This is a genomic window from Marinobacter sp. LQ44 (assembly GCF_001447155.2).
GTDB lineage: Bacteria > Pseudomonadota > Gammaproteobacteria > Pseudomonadales > Oleiphilaceae > Marinobacter.
This window is the reverse complement of the sequence record NZ_CP014754.1, coordinates 3490213-3511358: the sequence shown is the minus strand read 5'-3', so window position 1 is coordinate 3511358 and position 21146 is coordinate 3490213. Positions and strand designations below refer to the sequence as shown.

General features: G+C 58.4%; 18 protein-coding genes and 2 tRNA genes. 17 read left to right on the top strand and 3 right to left on the bottom strand.

Annotated elements, in window-relative coordinates:
• The first annotated feature begins 210 nt into the window (after positions 1-210).
• The 14 genes from ASQ50_RS16140 (at position 211) to ASQ50_RS16075 (ending at position 14939) form a co-directional block, all read left to right on the top strand.
• Positions 211-1962, top strand: a complete 1752-nt coding sequence (locus tag ASQ50_RS16140; RefSeq protein ID WP_058091884.1) for a tetratricopeptide repeat protein — start codon at positions 211-213, stop codon at positions 1960-1962.
• The gene (gene lolB / locus ASQ50_RS16135; RefSeq protein WP_058091885.1) at positions 1962-2588 is read left to right on the top strand and encodes a lipoprotein insertase outer membrane protein LolB; all 627 of its coding nucleotides are present in this window, start codon (positions 1962-1964) and stop codon (positions 2586-2588) included. Before ASQ50_RS16140 ends, lolB begins: the two co-directional genes overlap by 1 nt.
• A gap of 4 nt (positions 2589-2592) precedes the next feature.
• A complete protein-coding gene (gene ispE / locus ASQ50_RS16130) occupies positions 2593-3456 on the top strand; it encodes a 4-(cytidine 5'-diphospho)-2-C-methyl-D-erythritol kinase (protein WP_058091886.1) in 864 nt (287 codons plus the stop codon).
• A gap of 22 nt (positions 3457-3478) precedes the next feature.
• Positions 3479-3553, top strand: a tRNA-Gln gene (locus tag ASQ50_RS16125).
• Positions 3554-3605: 52 nt separating this feature from the next.
• Positions 3606-4556: a ribose-phosphate diphosphokinase gene (locus ASQ50_RS16120; RefSeq protein ID WP_011785828.1), complete on the top strand. Its 951-nt coding sequence runs from the start codon at positions 3606-3608 to the stop codon at positions 4554-4556.
• 165 nt (positions 4557-4721) lie between these two features.
• Positions 4722-5360, top strand: a complete 639-nt coding sequence (locus tag ASQ50_RS16115) for a 50S ribosomal protein L25/general stress protein Ctc (protein WP_058091895.1) — start codon at positions 4722-4724, stop codon at positions 5358-5360.
• Between the two features lie 21 nt (positions 5361-5381).
• Positions 5382-5972, top strand: a complete 591-nt coding sequence (gene pth, locus ASQ50_RS16110; protein WP_058091887.1) for an aminoacyl-tRNA hydrolase — start codon at positions 5382-5384, stop codon at positions 5970-5972.
• A gap of 84 nt (positions 5973-6056) precedes the next feature.
• Complete coding sequence (gene ychF, locus ASQ50_RS16105; RefSeq protein WP_058091888.1) at positions 6057-7148, top strand: redox-regulated ATPase YchF; 1092 nt, start codon at positions 6057-6059, stop codon at positions 7146-7148.
• A 91-nt stretch (positions 7149-7239) separates the two neighbouring features.
• A tRNA-Met gene (locus ASQ50_RS16100) sits at positions 7240-7316 on the top strand.
• A gap of 101 nt (positions 7317-7417) precedes the next feature.
• The gene (locus tag ASQ50_RS16095) at positions 7418-8629 is read left to right on the top strand and encodes a serine hydrolase domain-containing protein (RefSeq protein ID WP_058091889.1); all 1212 of its coding nucleotides are present in this window, start codon (positions 7418-7420) and stop codon (positions 8627-8629) included.
• Between the two features lie 101 nt (positions 8630-8730).
• Complete coding sequence (locus ASQ50_RS16090) at positions 8731-10008, top strand: O-acetylhomoserine aminocarboxypropyltransferase/cysteine synthase family protein (protein ID WP_058091890.1); 1278 nt, start codon at positions 8731-8733, stop codon at positions 10006-10008.
• Between the two features lie 130 nt (positions 10009-10138).
• Positions 10139-11185, top strand: a complete 1047-nt coding sequence (gene lipA / locus ASQ50_RS16085) for a lipoyl synthase (RefSeq protein WP_058091891.1) — start codon at positions 10139-10141, stop codon at positions 11183-11185.
• 7 nt (positions 11186-11192) lie between these two features.
• Positions 11193-12413 (top strand): methyl-accepting chemotaxis protein, encoded by a 1221-nt coding sequence (locus ASQ50_RS16080; RefSeq protein WP_058091892.1) that lies wholly within the window; start codon positions 11193-11195, stop codon positions 12411-12413.
• A gap of 48 nt (positions 12414-12461) precedes the next feature.
• The gene (locus tag ASQ50_RS16075; RefSeq protein WP_058091893.1) at positions 12462-14939 is read left to right on the top strand and encodes an efflux RND transporter permease subunit; all 2478 of its coding nucleotides are present in this window, start codon (positions 12462-12464) and stop codon (positions 14937-14939) included.
• Positions 14940-15017: 78 nt separating this feature from the next.
• Here ASQ50_RS16075 and ltrA read toward each other — a convergent pair whose 3' ends face one another.
• Together ltrA and ASQ50_RS16065 are read right to left on the bottom strand one after the other, a co-directional pair.
• Positions 15018-16295, bottom strand: coding sequence for a group II intron reverse transcriptase/maturase (gene ltrA, locus ASQ50_RS16070; protein ID WP_068351396.1), 1278 nt, complete (start codon positions 16293-16295; stop codon positions 15018-15020).
• Between the two features lie 779 nt (positions 16296-17074).
• On the bottom strand, positions 17075-17518 hold the full coding sequence (locus tag ASQ50_RS16065; RefSeq protein ID WP_058092255.1) for a Spy/CpxP family protein refolding chaperone: 444 nt from the start codon (positions 17516-17518) through the stop codon (positions 17075-17077).
• 239 nt (positions 17519-17757) lie between these two features.
• Between ASQ50_RS16065 and ylqF the strand changes: the two genes are divergently transcribed.
• Positions 17758-18681 (top strand): ribosome biogenesis GTPase YlqF, encoded by a 924-nt coding sequence (gene ylqF, locus ASQ50_RS16060; RefSeq protein WP_058092231.1) that lies wholly within the window; start codon positions 17758-17760, stop codon positions 18679-18681.
• A 275-nt stretch (positions 18682-18956) separates the two neighbouring features.
• Positions 18957-19709 carry a fumarate/nitrate reduction transcriptional regulator Fnr gene (fnr, locus tag ASQ50_RS16055; RefSeq protein ID WP_058092256.1) on the top strand — a complete coding sequence of 251 codons (753 nt, stop codon included), beginning with the start codon at positions 18957-18959 and terminating at the stop codon, positions 19707-19709.
• 27 nt (positions 19710-19736) lie between these two features.
• Here the strand turns inward: fnr and ASQ50_RS16050 are convergent, their stop codons facing one another.
• Positions 19737-20618 (bottom strand): SDR family oxidoreductase, encoded by an 882-nt coding sequence (locus tag ASQ50_RS16050; protein WP_058092232.1) that lies wholly within the window; start codon positions 20616-20618, stop codon positions 19737-19739.
• 156 nt (positions 20619-20774) lie between these two features.
• Between ASQ50_RS16050 and ASQ50_RS16045 the strand changes: the two genes are divergently transcribed.
• A complete protein-coding gene (locus ASQ50_RS16045; RefSeq protein ID WP_058092233.1) occupies positions 20775-21131 on the top strand; it encodes a hypothetical protein in 357 nt (118 codons plus the stop codon).
• Positions 21132-21146: the final 15 nt, after the last annotated feature.

Here is a 21146-nt window from a genome sequence, read left to right as displayed (position 1 = left end):
AGTCGTGGATCATATTGTGCCATTCTACCGGTGAGGGCCACCGCCTGCCACCCGAAAACACGCCGCCTTCGGGAACTGCGGACAGGTTGGGCAAGTTATAATGCTTATGCCATTATAGAGGCTCGGCCCCGGCCAAAACCCGATCTGCCTCAATTCTACGGCAGAACAGAACATACTCTGACGTACTGCCGACAGCACACGGGAAGTTGCATGCAAAAATCCGCACCGTATCTGGTCACCAGCCTGCTGGCCCTCACCATTGCCGCCCTGCCCGGCTGCGCCAGCTTTTCCGAAACGACAGAACCAAAGGCTGATGAACCTACCCCCGTAGCGGTCACCCCAGCGCCACAGGAAGAGATTCGTTATGCGGATTTCGAGCCAGAAGTGCTTTACCAACTCCTGGCGGCGGAGATTGCCGCCCAGCGTGGGCGCTACGACGTAACCCTGGTCAACTACCTGCAGGCAGCCAAAACCTCAAAAGATCGCGGCGTCATTACCCGTGCCATGCGCATTGCCCAGTCCCTGAATGCCGATAACGCGCAGCAGCAACTGGCAGACCTATGGCTGCAACTGGAGCCCGACAACCTGCTGGCACACCGGGTTTCAGCGATTCAGGCGGTCAAACGCCAGGATCTTGAAACCGCTCTGGTCCACATGGAACGCATTATGGAGCTGGGAAAGGACGCAGACTTTGACAGCCTGGCGGCGATGTCTGCCAACCTGCCACCGGCCCAGCAACGGGAACTGCTGCAGCTATACGAGCGACTGGCTGAACGGCACCCGGGCAATCCCGAGCTTGAGTACAGCATTGCCCTGCTCCTGAAAATCACCGGCGCGCCGGAGCAGGCCCTGGAGCGCATTGAGCGGCTCACCAACCAGCAACCCAACTTCCAGCCCGCCATCGCACTCAAAGGCGACCTGCTGTACCAGACCGGTCAAACAAGAGAAGCCCTGACCTACCTGACCACAAACACCCGGCGATTCCCGGCCAACCGGCAACTGGGCACGCTTTACGGCCGCATCCTGATTAACGAGGGAGAGCTTCAGGCGGCCCAGGACGAGTTCGAGCGACTGGTCAAACGCTATCCCCAGACCCCGGGGCTGCGACTGTCGTTCGCCCTGGTTGCCCTGGAAAATCGTCAGCCGGAGCTGGCCAGAGAGGAGCTTACGGAACTGATCGAACAGGGCCACCACACCGATGAAGCCAGCTACTACCTTGGCCGCATAGAGGAAGATGCGGGCAACATCACCCACGCCATCGGTTACTACATGAGCGTAGAAGGCGGAAACTACTTCTTCCCCGCCCTCGCCCGGGCAAGTGAACTGCAAGCCGAGACCGGGGATCTGGATAGCGCACTTGCCAAGATTGACACACTGAGGGATTCAAACCCGGGGCAGGCTGAGAACTTCTGGCTTCTTGAAGTCAACCTGCTGCTCGACCAGCAGCGCGAACAAGACGCCATGGCAGCCGCCAACCATGCCCTTGAGGCCTTTCCTGAAAATATTCAGATCCGTTATGCCCGCGCCATGCTGCACGACTCTCTCGGCAACACCGAACTGGCGGAAGAGGACCTCAGGGCCATCTTATCGAATCAACCAGACAACGCGGTGGCGCTGAATGCGCTCGGGTATATCCTGACCATTCGTACCGAGCGCCTGGATGAAGCCCGCAGTTACATTGAACAGGCACTGGCCCTGGACCCGGACAATCCCGCCATTCTCGACAGCATGGGCTGGGTACTGTTTCGCCAGGGCGACACCGAAGCCGCCCTCGAATACCTGGCCGACGCCTGGGCCGCCTACCCGGACCCGGAAGTAGCCGCCCATTACGGCGAAGCCCTCTGGGTCAGCGGAAATGAAGAACAGGCGCGCATTATCTGGGAAGAAGGCCTGGAACAGAATCCGGACCACGACATTCTGATTGAAACCATCCAACGCCTGACCGGCAACGGAAACTCCTGATGTTGAAGAATTTATTCGCCGCCCTGCTGGTACTTGGCGTGCTGGGCGGCTGCACCACCATTCAGCTGGAACCACTCCCGGAAGGCATGACCGACCAACCCCCAGCCAACTGGGCTGAACGCTCCCGCACACTTGGTCAATTCAACCACTGGCAGCTTTCCGGGAAACTGGCGGTGCGCCAACCGTCCGATAGCGGCACCGCCGTCATTAATCACTGGGAACAGCAAGGCGAGCAATACGACCTGGCATTGTCATCATCCTTTCTCGGAATGGGCAGCACCAGCCTGCGCGGAACACCGGGATTTCTCGAACTGCAACTGGCTAACGGCGACACCTACCAATCATCGAACCCGGAACAGCTGGTACAGGCCGCAACCGGCTGGCAGCTGCCCATTGACAGCCTGACCTGGTGGATTCGCGGCCTGCCGGCACCAGACGGCAATTTCCGGTTATTGTTCGATGACCAGCAACGGCTAGCCATCATTCGCCAGGACGGCTGGGAAATACGCTACGATCGCTGGCAGGCGTTCATTGATGATCTGCCTCAGCTCCCCGCCCGAATCACCGCGCTGAAGGACGACAAGCGCGTTCGAGTGGTGATCAGTGACTGGCAGAGAAAGGACTGAGCACATGAGCAACAGCATTACCCTGCCCTCGCCGGCCAAGCTCAACCTGTTCCTGCACATCGTGGGCAGACGACCCGATGGCTATCACGAACTACAAACCCTGTTTCAGTTTCTCGATTACGGCGACGAGATCACCTTCACCCTGACCCCGGGGGATGCCCGCATACGCCTTGAGGAACCGGTTCCCGGGGTACCTGACGACGACAACCTCATTATTCGCGCAGCCCGTGCCCTGGCCGAACGCGCCAGCCATGCATTGCCCGGCGTGACGATCCGCATTCAAAAACGACTTCCCATGGGCGGCGGCCTCGGGGGCGGCAGCTCCAACGCCGCGACCACCCTGGTGGCACTAAACCACCTCTGGGAACTGCATCTTGATGAAAACGAGCTTGCCGAGCTGGGCCTGGATCTGGGCGCCGATGTACCGGTGTTCGTTCGCGGCCGCTCCGCCATTGGCGAAGGGGTGGGTGAAAAGCTCACGCCCGTCAATCCGCCGGAAGACTGGTTTGTGGTCCTCAAGCCTGACTGCGAAATAAACACCGGGAAGATTTTTTCGGAAGAAGGGTTGACAAGGGACACCCCAAAAATGACAATAGCGCCCGCTTTTGAGGGAGACGCCTCGAGGTACCGAAACGACTGTGAGGATGTAGTTCGCAAACTGTATCCGGAGGTTAACCAGAGCCTGGAATGGCTTTCACAATTCGGACCTGCAAGATTAACCGGAACCGGGGCTTGCATTTTTGGACGTTTCCCGACAGAATCCGCAGCCCGGATTATCTGGGAAAGCAAACCCTCCGGCATCACGGGGTTCGTAGCTAAAGGGGTGAACATATCACCTCTACACCAAAAGCTAACAGAGCTGAAATGATGCCAAGAAAGCACGATGATATTGGGGTGTCGCCAAGTGGTAAGGCAACGGGTTTTGATCCCGTCATGCGCAGGTTCGAATCCTGCCACCCCAGCCACCTTTCTCCCGCTTCTTCTGAATCAAACGCCGATACTGAGAAGGATGCTGTCGTGTCCAAATTGATGATCTTCGCTGGCAATGCCAACCCTGAACTGGCGCGCGATATTGCCAGGAAACTGCATATTCCCATGGGCCAGGCCACCGTTGGCCGTTTCAGCGATGGTGAAACCACCGTTGAGATCAATGAAAATGTTCGTGGTCACGACGTTTTCATTATCCAGCCCACCTGCTACCCCACCAACGACAACCTGATGGAACTGATCGTAATGGCCGACGCCCTGCGTCGTGCATCTGCCACACGAATCACTGCCGTTATTCCTTACTACGGCTATGCCCGTCAGGATCGTCGCGTTCGCTCTACCCGGGTAGCCATCAGCGCCAAAGTGGTCGCCGACATGATTTCCAGCATTGGCGTGGATCGCGTGCTGACCGTAGACCTGCACGCCGACCAGATTCAGGGCTTCTTCGATATCCCGGTGGACAACATCTACGCCACCCCGGTGCTGCTTGAAGACATCGAAAAGCAGCGGTTCGAAAACTTTGTAGTCGTATCTCCGGACGTAGGCGGCGTTGTCCGCGCCCGCGCCGTTGCCAAGCGCCTGGACGATGCCGATCTGGCCATCATCGACAAACGCCGCCCCAAGGCCAACGTGTCCCAGGTAATGCACATCATCGGTGACGTCCGCGACAAAACCTGCATCCTGGTGGATGACATCGTCGACACCGCCGGCACACTGTGCAAAGCCGCCAACGCGCTCAAAGAGCACGGCGCCTCCCGCGTGGTTGCCTACATTACTCACCCGGTACTTTCCGGCCCAGCCATCGAGAACATCAACAACTCGGAGCTGGACGAGCTGGTGGTGTGCGACACCATCCCGCTGGGTGACAAAGCCAAAAATTGTGATAGAATCCGCCCCCTCAGCATGGCTGGGCTGCTCGCCGAATCCATTCGCCGCGTGAGCAACGAAGAGTCCATCAGTGCCATGTTCGAGAACGTCTGAACAGCCTTATCGCTGTAACCCTCAGACTTAAAGGCAGTTTCCGGGTCGGGAGTCCAATAGGGCTCCCGACTCTTTTAGTCGATCGGAAAACTCCGGTCTTTTTGAAATGCTCATCTGTTCAGAGCCTGGTCGCGGGCCGCTCAGATGACCAACGAGGTAATTACCATGTCTCAGGATTTTGTTATTGAAGCATTTCCTCGTGACGATCAGGGGAAAGGTGCGAGCCGCCGCCTGCGTCGCGAAGAGCGTAAGATTCCGGCCATCATCTACGGTGGCGGCAAAGACGCAACTCCGGTCGCCATCTGGCACAACGAGCTGAAAAAGGCCATCGAAAACGAAGCCTTCTTCTCTCACATCCTGACCATCGACATTCAGGGCAAGAAAGAAAGCGTGATCCTGAAAGATCTGCAGCGCCACCCGTACAAGCTGCTGCTGACCCACGCCGACTTCCTGCGCGTTGACAAGGACCACGAGATCCGCGTTAACGTACCGCTGCACTTCATCAACGAAGACACCGCACCGGCCGTAAAACTGCAGGGTGGCGTTGTTTCCCACACCATGACTGAAGTGGAAGTTATCTGTCTGCCGCAGAACCTGCCTGAGTTCATCGAAGTCGACCTGACGGACGTCGCCATGGACCAGGTTGTCCACCTGAGCGACCTGAAACTGCCGAAGGGTGTTCAGGTTGCTGCCCTGCTGCAGGGTGAAGACCACGACCAGCCGGTTGCCTCTATCCACAAGCCGAAAGGCGCCAAGGCGGACGACGCCGAAGCAGCCGAAGGCGAGGAAGGCGGCGAGGAGTAATCACTCCGGGGGCAAAGGCAAATGGCACAGGATATTGTCATGGTGGTTGGACTGGGAAACCCCGGCGCCGACTACGAGAATACCCGCCACAACGCCGGCGCCCTGTTCGTCGAAGCGCTGGCCCGCGATGCGGGCCAGACGCTGCGCCCCGAAAAGAAGTACCACGGGCTGTATGCCCGCATTCAGTGGCAGGGCCTTGACCTGCACTTGCTGAACCCCAGCACCTTTATGAACCGCAGCGGCACTGCTATCAAAGCCCTGTCGGACTTCTTCAAGATCCCCCCCGAACAGATTCTTGTCGCCCACGATGAACTCGACCTGCCCCCCGGCACGGCCAAGCTCAAGAAAGGCGGCGGTCACGGTGGTCATAATGGCCTGCGGGACACCATCGCTCACCTGGGCACCAACGACTTCCAGCGTTTACGCCTTGGCATCGGCCATCCCGGCGACAGCCGCAAGGTGACCGGCTTTGTACTGGGCCGCCTGGGCAAGCAGGAAACCGAGCAGCTCAATGCCGTCTTTGACGAAGTCATGCGGGTGCTGCCCGATGCTGCCAATGGCAAGCTGGCCGCGGCCATGAACCGCCTGCACAGCTTCAAACCGACACCCTGAGCAAGGGCACAACCCCTTACTCGCACCCTTACCGATACACCGGTATAATTCGCCCAAATTTTTCAGTTCCAGCAGAGGCATTCCATGGGATTTAACTGCGGCATCGTCGGCCTTCCCAACGTCGGCAAATCTACCCTGTTCAACGCACTGACCAAAGCCGGCATCGGCGCAGAGAACTTCCCGTTCTGCACCATCGAACCCAACGCCGGCGTGGTGGCCATGCCCGACCCGCGCCTCACCAAACTGGCGGAAATTGTAAAACCCGAGCGGGTGGTTCCCACCACTATGGAATTTGTGGACATCGCCGGCCTTGTTGCCGGCGCATCCAGGGGTGAGGGCCTGGGCAACCAGTTCCTGGCCAACATCCGCCAGACCGACGCCATCGCCCACGTAGTGCGCTGCTTTGAAGACGGCAACGTCATCCACGTGGCCAACAAGGTCGACCCGGCTTCAGATATCGAAGTAATCAACACCGAACTGGCCCTGGCCGACCTGGACACCGTAGAAAAAGCCATCAAGCGTGTTCAGCGCGTTGCCAAGAGCGGCGACAAAGAAGCCAAGACCCAGCTGGAGATGTTTGAAAAGCTGCTGCCGGTACTGAACGAAGGCAAGCCCGTTCGCAGCATGGGCCTGGATAAGGATCAGATGGCACTGATTCGTGAGCTGTGCCTGCTCACCGTCAAGCCCACCATGTACATCGCCAACGTGAACGAAGACGGCTTCGAGAACAACCCGCACCTGGACACGGTACGCAAAATCGCCGAATCCGAAAATGCGGTCGTCGTGCCCATCTGCAACAAGCTGGAAGCCGAAATCTCCGAACTGGAAGACGAAGAGAAATCCATGTTCCTGGATGAAATGGGCATGGAAGAGCCAGGTCTGGACCGCGTAATCCGCGCTGGTTACGGCCTGCTGGGCCTGCAAACCTACTTCACCGCCGGCGTGAAGGAAGTCCGAGCCTGGACCGTCAAGATCGGCGCCACCGCCCCCCAGGCAGCGGGCGTTATCCACACCGACTTCGAACGCGGCTTCATCCGCGCCGAAGTCATCAGCTACGACGATTTCGTGCAGTACAACGGCGAAGCCGGCGCCAAGGATGCCGGCAAATGGCGCCTGGAAGGCAAGGAATACATCGTTAAGGATGGCGACGTAATTCACTTCCGGTTTAACGTGTAATTTTTCCGGATTTTTGGCCCCAAAGCCTTGACACCTTGGGCCCAAATACCGAAAATACGCGCCTCGTTTGGGGCATGCCCTGAAACGAAATGGCAAGGTAGCTCAGTTGGTTAGAGCACAGCACTCATAATGCTGGGGTCGGCGGTTCGACTCCGCCCCTTGCTACCAGTATTCTTAAAAGCCCGGTTCGAAAGATCCGGGCTTTTTTTCGTTCTGGCCCAACCCCGTTGAGAGCCCGATTGCGTGTTTTACAGCACAGGATAGCAGCCATGCCGGAATCCCTCGTGTCAGGACTGTCGCTGGATCGCCTCGAGCGCATCAGCCGGCACTTTGAACAGAACTATATCCAGCCCGGCAAGCTACCCGGTTTTGCGGCACTGGTTGCGCGACACAGCAAGATTGTCTGGAGTGAGGCCAGAGGGCTGAGAGATATAGAGCGCAACCTGCCCATGGAACGGGATACGGTATTCCGCATTTACTCCATGACCAAACCCATCACCAGCATCGCGATGATGCAGCTGTACGAGCAGGGCAAGTTCCTGCTGAATGACCCGGTGCACAAGTATATTCCGGCCTGGCGCAACCTGCGAGTGTACAAGAGTGGCAGCTACCCGGATTTCAAAACAGAACCGGCAGCTACCACCATGACCATCCGGGATCTGATGACCCACACTTCCGGGTTGACCTACGGTTTCACCGAGCGAACCGAAGTGGATGCCGCCTACCGTCAGCTGAAGCTGGATGGCAGCTCCATCCTGACTCTGGAGAAGCTGGTGGATCGGCTGGCCGACCTGCCACTGGAGTTTTCCCCCGGGACCGCCTGGAACTACTCGGTGTCTACAGATGTGATCGGCTATCTGGTCCAGCTGCTCTCCGGCCAACCGCTGGATGACTATTTCCAGGAGCATATATTTAAACCACTGGGTATGACCGAGACAGGCTTCCAGGTGCGCCCGGACCAGCAAGACAGGTTTGCCGCCTGCTACCTGCATCAACCCGGCGACACCATGAAACTGCAGGATGACCCGCAGCGCTCGAAATATCTCAAGCAGCCCCGCTTCCTCTCTGGCGGTGGCGGGTTGGTCTCCACCATTGATGACTATTACCGGTTTGCCCAGGCCTTGTGCCAGGGTGGCGAGTATCAGGGCCAGCGGATTATCGGGCGAAAGACCCTTGAGTTCATGCGCCTGAACCATTTGCCCGGGGGCAAGGATCTGCCGGCGCTCTCAATTGGTGGCTTCAGCGAAACGCCCTACGCGGGCAGCGGCTTCGGCCTGGGCTTTTCGGTCAAAACCGATGTCGCCAGGTCAGCCACCATCAGCTCAGAAGGTGAATTCGGCTGGGGCGGGCTGGCCAGCACCAGCTTCTTTGTCGATCCGGTAGAGGACATGGTAGTGATCTTTATGACTCAGCTAATGCCCTCCTCCTCTTATGCAATTCGTCAGGAACTCCGAGCTCTGGTTTATGGAGCCCTGGACTGATCTGTGGCTATTGACAGGCATCATCCTCTTCAGGAAACCTCTGTGCCATACTTCAGGGCCTCAAACCAATAACGAACAATCCACCAGCAAGGAACGTTGTGATGAAACCAGCAACTCTCGCACTGCACGCCGGCTTCAAGAGCGACCCGACCACGAAGGCCGCCACCACGCCCATTTACCAGACCACCTCTTACACCTTCGACGACACCCAGCACGGTGCTGACCTGTTTGACCTGAAGGTACAGGGCAACATCTACACCCGCATCACGAACCCCACCAACGCGGTTCTGGAAGAGCGTATGGCCGCGCTGGAAGGCGGTATTGGCGCGCTGGCCGTGGCCTCCGGCATGGCGGCCATCACCTATGCCCTGCAAACCATCTGCAAGGTGGGCAACAACATTGTCAGCACCAGCCAGCTGTACGGCGGCACCTACAACCTGTTTGCCCACTCCCTTCCGAACCAGGGCATCGAGTGCAAAATGGTGCCCCACGATGATTTCGCGGCGGTAGAGAACGCCATCGACGACCAGACCCGCGCGCTGTTCTGCGAGTCTATCGGCAACCCGGCCGGCAACGTGGTGGACATCCAGAAGTGGGCCGAGATTGCACACAAGCACGGCATTCCGCTGATTGTCGATAACACCGTGGCCACGCCGTTCCTGTGCCGTCCGTTCGAGCATGGCGCAGACATTGTGGTGCACTCGCTGACCAAGTACATCGGCGGCCATGGCACCACCGTAGCGGGCATTGTGGTGGATTCCGGCAAATTCGACTGGAAGGCCAGCGCCGACAAGTTCCCGATGATGAACCAGCCAGACCCGTCCTACCACGGCGTGGTTTACACCGAAGCCCTGGGCGAAGCCGCCTTTATCGGCCGCTGCCGGGTTGTTCCGCTGCGCAACACCGGCTCTGCCCTGTCGCCGTTCAACTCGTTCCTGATCATGCAGGGCCTCGAAACCCTGGCTCTGCGCATGGAACGCCACTGCGACAACGCCCAGAAGGTTGCCCAGTTCCTGCTGGATCATCCGGCCGTGGAGTGGGTCAACTACGCGGGCCTGGCCAGCAGCCCTTACAAGGCCACCTGCGACAAGATCTGCGGCGGCAAGGCCTCCGGCATTCTCAGTTTCGGCATTAAAGGCGGCCGCGAAGCCGGCGCGAAGTTCATCGATGCGCTGGACATGATCCTGCGCCTTGTAAACATTGGCGATGCCAAGTCCCTGGCCTGCCATCCGGCCACCACTACCCACCGCCAGCTCAATGCTGACGAGCTGAAAAGTGCGGGGGTCAGCGAAGACCTTGTACGGCTGTCGATCGGCATTGAAGATGCCGACGATATCATCGCCGATATCACTCGGGCCCTGGAAAAATCCCAGGCTTGATTTCCCTCAACCGGGTACGACCAAAGTCGTGCCCGGTAACCCCGTGATTGCCCCTACCTGCCTTGTAACTGCCCTGTCTGCCGATTACTCTTAAAGGTTCACCACACCCTTATCCGAGAGTTCCTGGCCAATGAGCGAAAGCGCAAAGCCCCGCATTACCAGTGGTTCCAAATTCCGTAACGAACACGGCTTCTCCGCCATCAAGGACGGCGTCAAGCGTTCATCATCAAACACGGAAGGCAAATCTCTGGAGCGCAAGCCGAAATGGCTGAGGGCGCGCATGCCGGGTGGCGAGCGCTACGATGCCGTGCGCCGCAATGTCTCAGAGCATCGCCTGAGCACCGTGTGCCAGGAATCCCACTGCCCCAATATCGGTGAATGCTGGACCAACGGCACCGCCACCATCATGGTGATGGGCTCTGTGTGCACCCGCGCCTGCAAATTCTGCGCGGTCGATACCGGCAACCCGAAAGGCTGGCTGGACCCGGAAGAGCCGGAGAACACCGCCAAGTCTGTGGAACTGATGGGCCTGCGCTACATCGTACTGACCTCGGTAGACCGGGATGACCTGGACGACGGCGGTGCCGCGCACTACGCCGCGTGTGTCTCTGCCATCAAACTGCGCACCCCGGAAGTAGCCGTTGAAGCTCTGACTCCGGACTTTGATGCGGTGATGAGCGATGTGGAAAAGGTGGTAGATTCCGGCCTGGACGTCTTCGCCCAGAACGTGGAAACCGTCAAACGCCTGACCAGCCGTGTGCGAGACCCCCGCGCCGGTTACGAGAAAACCCTGAGCGTGCTGGCCCACGCCAAGAAACACCGGCCGGATGTGCTAACCAAGACCAGCCTGATGGTCGGCCTGGGTGAAACCGAAGAAGAAATCCTGGAAACCATGGATGACCTGCGTGCGATCGGCGTAGACATCCTCACCATCGGCCAATACCTGCGCCCCACCCCGAACCACCTGCCGGTGGAACGCTATGTGACTCCGGAAGAGTTCAACCGCTACCGTGAAATCGGCCTGGAAAAGGGCTTTATGGAAGTGCCATCCGGCCCCATGGTGCGCTCCAGTTACCGGGCCGACCGGGTATTCGACAAGAACAACCTGGGGCTGGCCGTGCCCGAGGTTCCGCAGGCGAGCAACGCCATGCAGATTCCCATTAAAGCCATCGACTGAGGCGCCCATGCTGACACTACTACGCAATGCCCGGCTGAAGTACAAGTTCTGGTTGCTGAATATTGTGGTGTTTGCTGTGCTCTGCCTGCTGGTGCTTTACGCCATGCAACTGATCGCTGACCAGTCTGGCGCGACCTTCTCACAGGTATTTTCCGACACCGCACCGGGGTTTGCCCTGGTGGTTGCTGTGCTTATGGCACTTGAGATGGCCGGTTCCCAATTGCTGATTTCCTTTATAGAGCGGCACATACACCGCCTCAAAGACACCATGGTGTCGGTTCAGGCCAGCGGCAATCTCAGCGAGCGGGCCCCGGTGGATTCCACCGATGAGATCGGCGAGATGGCTACTGCTTTTAACGCCATGCAGGATCGTACCGTCGAAGTTGTTCGCAGCATGAAGGAGGCTATCGAACGTCTGAACCGGGAGGTTCAGGAACTGACCCTCGCAGCGGAATCCCGACGGGATAATCTGGCACGCCAGCAGGCCGGTGCCGACCGCTCCGCCGAAGTGATCGAAACCATGCTACAAAGCTTCATCGGCATTGCCGAGCAGTCTGGCATTGCAAAAACCCTGTCCCACGAAGCCCGCGATACGGCGCTTGCCGGCCAGGAACGGGTGGGCAGAAGCGCCGACAGCATTCGCCAGCTCGAACAGGTTATCCGCAACTCGGCCAGCAGCGTCGAATCCCTGGCCGAAAACAGCCAGACCATTGGCCAGACCATCACCGAAATCAAAGGCATAGCCGAGCAGACCAATCTGCTGGCGCTGAATGCCGCCATTGAGGCTGCCCGCGCCGGTGAGCAGGGCCGGGGCTTTGCTGTGGTCGCGGACGAAGTGCGCAAACTGGCCCAACGGGTGCAGGATTCCACCGACCAGATCCAGACCAGACTGGACAAGCTGTTGGCCGCCATGAACACCTCGGTACAGCAGATGACCGGCAGCTCAGAGAGCGCTGCCCGCTGCGTGGAGGAGTCGGAACAGGGGCGCCAGGCCCTGGAAGCCATCAATGAAGTGGTTACCCGCATTGACCGAACCAACCAGGAAATCGCAGACATGTCCGCCGAACAGACCGCCGGTACCGATGACGTGCTGGCCAATGTTCAGGGTATCCGGGACACCACTCAGAGCATGGTCACCCAGCTTTCCGACAGCGCCGAGATGACCCGACGACTGAAACACCTGATCGAATCGCTCGAAGACGCCGCATCAAAGGTCAAAGTTCACTGAGGTTTGTGGCACACTCTGCAGTCGTTTTTCGCTGCAGAGTCCTGATACATGAACCGCATCGGTGCCTTTTACGATCGTTTTATTCTTCCCCACCCCTGGATTGTACTGGTCCTGTTCGGAGCCATCCTGGCCCTGGCGGCCGTGCGCTTTGACCAGTTCCGGCTGGACGCCTCGGCGGAATCGCTGGTGCTTGAGAATGATCGCTCTCTGGAAGAGTACCGGCAGGTAAACCGCACCTTCACCACCTCAGACCACTTCCTGGTGGTGACCTACACGCCCCACGAGCCACTCTTCACCCCGGAAGGCCTGGGCCGCCTGAAAGCCCTGCGGGACGAACTGCAGGCTCTGGAAACCGTCAGCTCGACCAACAGCATCCTGAACGTGCCGCTGCTGCACAGCCCAGACCTGACGCTGGATACCGTCGACACCGAAATCAAGACTCTGGACGAACACGAGGTCGCCCCGGAAACGGCCCGTCAGGCGTTGCTGGACAACCCCATGTACCCCAACCTGCTACTAAGTGAAGACGCCGGCACCACCGCCATCCAGGTTAACCTGCCAACACCCGAACGCTATTTCGAACTGCTGAACCGGCGCGACGGGCTGCGGGACAAAGTGAACTCTGGCAACGCCAGCGCCGATGACCAACGGCAACTGGAACAGATCAGCCAGGAATTCATTCGTTACACCGAATCCCTGGGCAAGGAGAGGGATGCCACCATCAGGAAGGTTCGGGTGATTCTCGATAACCACCGGGAGCACGCCAGCATTCACCTGGGTGGCGTACCGATGATTGTGGCCGATATGATCCGCTTCATTAAGAGCGATCTGTCTACCTTTGGCCTGGGTGTACTGGCATTCCTGCTGCTGACTCTGGCGATTATCTTCCGGCAATGGCGCTGGGTTCTGGTGCCCCTGTTGTGTTGCGGCTTTACCGTGTGGCTGATGATCGGCTTCCTTGGCTGGGCCCAGTGGCCCGTCACCGTCATCTCATCCAACTTTATTTCCCTGCTGCTGATCATGACCCTGTCGCTCACCATTCACCTGATTGTGCGCTACCGGGAGTTCCAGCACGACGAGCCGGATGCTGCGCCCCGGGATGTCCTGCGCCGCACCGTCATGGCCATGATCAAACCCTGCTTCTATATGGCCATCACCACCATTGTCGCCTTCGGGTCCCTGACCTTCAGCGGCATTCGACCAGTGATTGATTTCGGCTGGATGATGACCCTGGGACTATCCGTAGCCTTCATCATCACCTTCCTGGTGTTCCCTGCCCTGCTCAGCCTGCTGCCGCCACCTTTGGACAGCCGGGTAACCTCGGACAGGATTCCGTTCACCGATGCCTTTGCCCGATTCACCGAGCGGTTCGGTGGCACCGTGCTTGTGGGCTCCGGGGTGATTGCCGTGCTGTGCGTGATTGGTCTGAGCCGGCTGACCGTTGAGAACAGCTTTATTGATTACTTCAAATCCTCCACCGAAATCCACCAGGGCATGATCACCATAGACGACCGGCTTGGCGGCACCACGCCGCTGGATGTGGTGATCACCGATGAGCCGCCACCTGAGAACTACAGCGACGACCCCTTCGCCAGCGATTGCGATCCGTTTGTGGAAGACTGCGACGAAGAAGACTACCGGGACACCTGGTATACCTACCAGAAAATGCGCCAGCTTGGTGACGTGCACGACTACCTGAACAGCCTGCCAGAGACCGGCAAAGTGCTGTCGATCAGCACCACCCTGGACCTGCTCGCCCAGATCAACGGCGATACGCCACTGAACGCCGTTGAGCTGGCGTTTGTGCCCGCCGCGGTGCCCGACGATTTGCAGGACATTCTTCTGACACCCTACATATCGGAAGAACAGAGCCAGGCCCGGTTCAGCATCCGGATTCTGGAAACCATGCCGGATTTGCGCCGGCAGGACCTCCTGGACCGCATACACAACCACCTGACGACGGAACTTGGCTACGCCCCGGAACGAGTCCAGCTCTCGGGTATGACAGTGATGTACAACAACATGCTGCAGAGCCTGTTCGACTCCCAGATCAAAACCATCGGGGTGGTTTTCGCAGCTATTATGGTGATGTTTTTGATCCTGTTCCGGTCACTCAAACTGGCGCTGATCGGCATGGCCCCGAACCTGATAGCGGCTGGTTCGGTGCTTGGGTTGATGGGCTGGCTGGGCATTCCACTGGATATGATGACCATCACCGTGGCGGCCATCACCGTGGGCATTGCCGTGGATGACACCATCCACTATATCCACCGGTTCAAAACCGAGTTAGCCAAAGACGGCGACTACGTGGCCACCATGCACCGATGCCACCGCAGCATCGGCCAGGCCATGTTCTTCACCTCGCTGACCATCATCTCCGGGTTCTCGATTCTGGTGCTGTCCAACTTCATCCCGACCATCTACTTCGGCCTGTTCACCGGCTTTGCCATGTTCATGGCCCTGGTGGGAGCCCTGACGCTGCTGCCAAGGCTGATCATCCTGTTCAAGCCTTTCCCTGCCCCATAATAACGAGTAGGGTGAGGCGTCACCGCCTCATCCCTCTCACAGAACCGTACATACGGACCACGTATACGGCTCATGCCATTAACTTGCCCTGAACTCGGGGACAGGGATGCCGGTTCGTACTTTGGTCAGATCCATCAACCTCAGCTCATTGTGCAGATAGGCGTTGGGTAAGGCCAGGCTTGCCAGCGGTGAAGCCGCATTACGCCAGCTTTGCATCTTGATGAACTTAAACGGCGGGCGATAGCCCAGCTGTTTCAGCCTCCGATGCAACCGGCCCGGCTTCTTCCACTGCTTGAGCTGGATGCAGCGCAGGCGCCGCCTTAACCAACTCATCACCTGCTTCAGCACCCTCGCGCAGTTCGCCACCCGGAAGTAGTTGGCAAAGCCCCGTAGCACCGGATTCAGCTCGCGGATAATCGCCGCAAGCCCGATGCCCCGGTTACGCTTTGTCAGCGCTTTCAGCTTCTGCTTGAGTTTCACCACCTTCTTGTCCTGGATGCGGGTGTAGTTCGTGTAGATCACCACGCCCAGGAACTTTACCCCCTCATCGCTGTGGGCGATGTGGGTCTTGGTGACGTTCACCGTCAGCTTCAGCTCTTCTTCCAGATAGCGTTGGGCCACCCGTAACGCATTCTCCGCGCCCGCTCGTGAGCCGCACAGGATCAGGATGTCGTCCGCGTAGCGGACGATCCGGTGACCCCGGGCTTTCATGAACTGGTCGAAGGCGTTCAGATAGACGTTCGCAATCAGCGGGCTGATCACGCCGCCCTGCGGGCTTCCCAGCTCCGTTTCTTCAAGGTGGTACCCCACCATCACGCCGCTTTCCAGGAACTGGCGCAGCAGTGACAGGACACTGCCGTCCGTGATCCGTTGGCGGAACTGGCGGATGATCAGGTCATGGTTGAGCGTGTCGAAGCATTTCGACAGGTCCATGTCCACAACCCAGTCACGCCGGTATCGGCGGATAAACAACTCCGCCTTGCCGATGGCGTGGTGACCACTGCGTCCCGGACGATACCCGTAACTCGACGGGTGGAAATCCGGCTCGAAGATCGGTTCGATAATACGGCGCAGCGCCTGTTGCACAACCCGGTCCCGAACCGTCGGAATGCCCAGCAGACGCTCACCGCCGTCATCCTTGGCGATGGCTACGCGTCTGACTGGCTGCGCCCGATAGCGCTTTTCCTTCAGCTCGAGCAACAGGCACGACAGCTCCACCTCCAGATTCGCCTCAAACGCACCCAGGCTCTGCCCATCGATTCCGGCCGCGCCCTTGTTGCGCTTGACATGTCTGAAGGCTTCGTACAGACGTTGCTTTGACAGCAGCTGCCCGTACAGACTGTAGTATTTCCTCATGCCTGCTCATCTCTGTGGTGACGGCTTCGAGGATCGGTCTGGCTGCCGGTCTGTTTCAGGCGATCCGTCCGGGTACTAGCGCTCTGGCAATCTGCCGCCACGGTATCGCTCTACTCCCTTGTTCGGAGAACACCAGAGCCACTGCGTTCCCGCAGTACCCCAGTGCACGTCCCTGCCCCGTCGGGCAGCTTGTGAACACAGCGTCCACCTCTCACTCGTCGTCCGTCATTCTCGTTAATGACTTCCGCCCTTCGCATCCGATCAGAGCTTTTGACCCTGACCGGTCCGCTGAACCTCCGTCAGCGGTCATTCCGGTTTTATCCTCCACGCTGTTACCAGGCTTCTCAGGCCGGAACTTCCTCACTACTACGGCTTCATCTGCCACCTCGCACCAACTGCGGCCTCGGCTTTCACCTTGCGCCACAGCCTCCGACAACGCCGGATTCGGTGTCAGGCTTCCCCGGTTACTGCACCGGCTCCCTGTTAACGATGCCACCCTCAAACACAGCCCAGGTCTGACTGAGTATCGGGCGTCGCGTTATTTCGCACGCTGGCCCACCTGACCTGCCGAAGCAGGTTCACTTGCGTTGTGTACCGTTAACTTCCTATGGCTTCCTTCAGACCCCACCGTTGGCCAGTGACGCCCTTGCCAGTCGGATTGTCTTCCCCTCAGTCGGGGTGACGCCATCTTCTTTCAGATGGCCGGGTTTGCCGGCTTCGCCGGGCAAACAAAAAACCCCGCCGGAGCATCGCTCGGGCGGGGTCTGATTCAGCCGGTTTTACTGGCCAGGCTGCATCATCTGCTGTTGCTGACGCATCTGCTGCTGCATTTCCCGCATGCGACGATCCAGCTCATCACGCTGCTCTTCGGTGAATACCGCATCCACCTTTGCCTGCATCAACGCAGACAGCGCGGCGATCTCGCCTGTCACATCACCCAGCTTCTCGGCGTTGTCCCGAATGGCAGATTCGCTGTAGTCCGCCTTGATTTCAGCCTGCAGTGCCTGCTGCAGTGACTGGGCATTCTGACGCAGCGCACCAATTTCGCCCTGCATGTCGTCGATGATGCCGCGAATTTCAGTTTGCTGGTCATCAGACAAACCCACCATCTCGGCCAACTGGTCTACCTGGTCAGGCTGGCCAGGGGCGGCTTGCTGGGCAAATGCAGGCATTGACAGGCTGATGGCCACCAAAGCAGAACCAATAATTTTTGCAATCTTCATAAGTTTCTCCAAATGGCCGGTGGCCACGCTCTAACCACCGGATTTCGTTGCTTTCACTGTTCAAGGCTGTACACACTAAAACATTCCAGCCCCACTTTTCACCCCGATCACCCTTCTTTTTGTACACACTTCCGAAAAAATCTCCGTCGGCTCCCGGCACACGGGGGTCGCAGCGACTATGAAAATTTAGTCATTCCCCTGCATAATGGCGCCTTTAAACAGCGAGCGGAGCACACACCATGGCGATTAACTGGTTTCCCGGGCACATGCACAAGGCCCGAAAGGAGATCAAAAAAGTCATGCCTCAGATGGATCTGATCATCGAGGTAGTCGACGCGCGCATTCCGTTTAGCAGTGAGAACCCGCTGGTGCCCTCGCTTCGTGGTGACACCCCGCTGATCAAAGTCCTGAACAAGCGTGATCTGGCAGACCCGGCGATCACCGATCAATGGCTCCAATGGCTGGAGCAGGAACGGGGCGTTCGTGCCATTACCCTGACCCACAACGAACGTAAGGAAGCGTTGGGTATCCTCAAGCTGGCCGAGGAACTCACCCCTGGCCACGATCGGCAGAAAAGCGCGCTTCGGGTGATGATCCTGGGCATTCCGAACGTTGGCAAGTCTACCCTGATCAACACCCTTGCCGGCCGGCCGGCCGCCAAGACCGGCAACGAGCCGGCGGTTACCCGGGCCCAGCAAGCCATCAAACTGCCAGACAACATACTGCTCTATGACACGCCAGGGTTCCTCTGGCCCAAACTGTCCCCGGAACAGTGCGGTTACCGGCTGGCCATTTCCGGCGCCATTCGCAGCGCCGTGCTGGACTTCGAAGATGTGGCGATGTTTGAGGCGGACTACCTTGTCAAGGCCTACCCGGAACTGGTGATGACCCGCTACGGTCTGGAACAGCAACCGGCCGATGGCCTGGCGCTGATGGATGCCATTGCCGCGAAACGAAGGTTCTTCCGCCGGGGCGGTGTGCCAGACCTCCACAAAGTGTCGGAGATCCTGCTCAATGAATTCAGGGCCGGAACCATCGGCCGGATTTCCCTGGAAACACCTGAGATGGTAGAGAGAGAACTTCAGCAGGCCCGGGCCGATGAAGAAGCCAGGGAAGCCGAGAAGCAGGCCCGTACCGAGCAACGCAAGAAGAGGTCGTCCTGAGCGAAAACCCACCGCTTGGCCACCGGCCCGGTTAGACCAAAGCCTTCTTAAAATCCACGCATAAGACTAGACTCTTTTGCTATACTTGATTTTGATCAATGTGTGAGAATCCAGATGTTTCAGCATTGTCACCCATGGCAGTCCGCTAAACTTTAAGCGTATCCGGATTGGCCATGGTCTTGCTTCCTGAGCAGGGGCAATCCTTGCCAACCAGGAATGAGGACGGCTGCGCATGACCGCAGCCTGATATGGATCAACCCGGATGGTTCGTCAATATGGCCCAGGCAATTCGACTTCACCAAGTGTCTCCCCTCAAGGCCTCCTGCCAGCAGTGCAGCCTGAGTAACCTGTGTCTTCCCCTGGCGGTGGAAGAAAACGATCTGGAGCGGTTGGAAGACATTGTCCAGCAGGGACGGATTTTCAATCGCGGCGAGCACATCTTTGATCAGAGCACGCCATTCCGCTCGTGCTTTGCGGTCAAGAGCGGTTCCATCAAAACATCCATCATTACCGAAGGTGGAGACGAGCAAGTGACGGGCTTCTTCATGCCCGGCGAACTGGTGGGCCTCGACAGCATGAGCAGCGAACACTATGCCTGTACCGCGAAAGCCCTGGAACGGACCAGCGTGTGTGAATTCCCGGTAGACAAGCTGGAAGAGCTCACCGGCAAGCTGCCGGAACTGCAGCACCACATGTATCACCTGATGAGCCAGGAAATCCAGAACAGCCATCAACTGGCCATGCTGCTGAGCAAGAATACCGCCGAAGAGCGCATCGCTGCCCTTTTGCTGTCGCTGTCCAGCCGGTTCCGCCGTCGCAGAATGTCGCCCACCAACTTCAGCTTGCCGATGGCGAGAAACGATATCGCCAATTTCCTGGGGCTGGCCGTGGAAACCGTGAGCCGGGTGTTCACCCGCTTCCAGAATCAGGGCATCATCCGGGCCAAGGGCCGGGAAGTGGAACTTCTTGATGTTGAAGCCCTGCAGATGGTCACTCGGGATTTCGCTCGCCAGGGCTGCCAGCAGTAAGCCCGGGGACCAACAGCGCCGGCAGCTTCAGGAGCTCGCCGGCGCCTTGTCTGGCTCTACTTCTGGCGTCGTTTTCAGCATCGCCACCTCTTCCGACAACCACGTTCGCCAGGGCAGCTGCTTGATGCCAAAGGTATTGCGAATCTTGCTGCACACCATGGTGGTATTCACCGGCTCCAGATGCCCCCACCCGGGCACTTCGTCCACAATCCTTATGTCTTCAGGAATACCGGGCATCCCAGCAATCGCCAGCCCCAACTCATAGAGGTTGATTTCTTCAGCCCCGGCGTACTGATAGGTGCCCCATACCTCAGCGCCACAATCTACCTGCAGAACCACCGCGGTAATCACCCGTGCCAGATCCTGCACGGCCACCGGCTGGCCCTTGCAACGCCCGGGCAAATGCAGCCCTTCGTTACCAGCGGTGCTTTTCTGGACCTTCTCGATAAACCGGGCGAGGCTCCAGCCGGTTCTCAGCAGGATGTGCCTGGGCAATACGGTGCGAAGCGCCTGTTCACACTCCCATTGCCAGCGGCCCAGTTCATTGACTGGTTGCCCGGGATTGGAGGCAATGTAAGCCGCCTGCTTACGGCCATCAAAGACATAACAGGACGATAGCTGTAACAGGGCCATGTTCCGGTCACGGGCAAACTCCGCCAGCGCCAGGGGTAGGGAAAACGCCGCCTGGTGCGTTGCCTCGCGATTATCCTCGGCCTTTTCGGGGTCTACCAGCCACAGGGCATTCACAATCAGGTCAGTGTCTTCAGGAATCCAGTTTTCCAGGGCGTGCAAGTCGGCGTTGGCCGGGTCGCTGACCAGTAACGGGCTGACCTGAAGATGGGTTCTTCGCAGCCGCTCCAGCAACACCCTGCCAAGAGGGCCATAGTCGTGAACCACAAGTACATGCACGTTGAATCACTGCCTCCGGAATATCACTGATATGACGGGCGCTGGCAATCACTCAGGCCAATGGCCCGGGCAATCCATTTGCTGCACTATCATGCAACTTCAAGCGCCGGTGTAAAACCCATTCTCACTGACGAGCATACAACAACAGGAACCTCTATGCTGAAACAACAAAGCCATATCGTGGCCCCCATCCCGGACGAACTGCGCACCCGGGCCCTGTATACCGTAAGCGAGCTCAAGGGGCGCGGTAAAGCCGATAAGGAAGCCATCGAAAAGCTGTACAACCTGATTGTCGAGCTGACTGAACAGGGCCTGGATTTCTTCTTCCTGGAGCCCCTGCGGCGCCTGAATGCCAGCAGCATGATGATGGGCATGGCCAAAATGGGCATCAGCAGCATGCTTAAAGGCAGCAAGATGGTTGTTCACAAGGTGCTGAAAAAGCTGGATGACCGGAGCCTGGCGGCGATTCTCGACTTTATCGAAGAAATCATTCACGAACCTGAAGCCCACTAAACTCGCCCAAGAGCC

Excerpts from the sequence above, each read along its gene's own strand:
- ASQ50_RS16140 (WP_058091884.1), top strand. The coding sequence starts at position 211 with ATGCAAAAATCCGCACCGTATCTGGTCACCAGCCTGCTGGCCCTCACC.
- lolB (WP_058091885.1), top strand. The coding sequence starts at position 1,962 with ATGTTGAAGAATTTATTCGCCGCCCTGCTGGTACTTGGCGTGCTGGGC.
- ispE (WP_058091886.1), top strand. The coding sequence starts at position 2,593 with ATGAGCAACAGCATTACCCTGCCCTCGCCGGCCAAGCTCAACCTGTTC.
- ASQ50_RS16115 (WP_058091895.1), top strand. The coding sequence starts at position 4,722 with ATGTCTCAGGATTTTGTTATTGAAGCATTTCCTCGTGACGATCAGGGG.
- pth (WP_058091887.1), top strand. The coding sequence starts at position 5,382 with ATGGCACAGGATATTGTCATGGTGGTTGGACTGGGAAACCCCGGCGCC.
- ychF (WP_058091888.1), top strand. The coding sequence starts at position 6,057 with ATGGGATTTAACTGCGGCATCGTCGGCCTTCCCAACGTCGGCAAATCT.
- ASQ50_RS16095 (WP_058091889.1), top strand. The coding sequence starts at position 7,418 with ATGCCGGAATCCCTCGTGTCAGGACTGTCGCTGGATCGCCTCGAGCGC.
- ASQ50_RS16090 (WP_058091890.1), top strand. The coding sequence starts at position 8,731 with ATGAAACCAGCAACTCTCGCACTGCACGCCGGCTTCAAGAGCGACCCG.
- lipA (WP_058091891.1), top strand. The coding sequence starts at position 10,139 with ATGAGCGAAAGCGCAAAGCCCCGCATTACCAGTGGTTCCAAATTCCGT.
- ASQ50_RS16080 (WP_058091892.1), top strand. The coding sequence starts at position 11,193 with ATGCTGACACTACTACGCAATGCCCGGCTGAAGTACAAGTTCTGGTTG.
- ASQ50_RS16075 (WP_058091893.1), top strand. The coding sequence starts at position 12,462 with ATGAACCGCATCGGTGCCTTTTACGATCGTTTTATTCTTCCCCACCCC.
- ltrA (WP_068351396.1), bottom strand. The coding sequence starts at position 16,295 with ATGAGGAAATACTACAGTCTGTACGGGCAGCTGCTGTCAAAGCAACGT.
- ASQ50_RS16065 (WP_058092255.1), bottom strand. The coding sequence starts at position 17,518 with ATGAAGATTGCAAAAATTATTGGTTCTGCTTTGGTGGCCATCAGCCTG.
- ylqF (WP_058092231.1), top strand. The coding sequence starts at position 17,758 with ATGGCGATTAACTGGTTTCCCGGGCACATGCACAAGGCCCGAAAGGAG.
- fnr (WP_058092256.1), top strand. The coding sequence starts at position 18,957 with ATGGCCCAGGCAATTCGACTTCACCAAGTGTCTCCCCTCAAGGCCTCC.
- ASQ50_RS16045 (WP_058092233.1), top strand. The coding sequence starts at position 20,775 with ATGCTGAAACAACAAAGCCATATCGTGGCCCCCATCCCGGACGAACTG.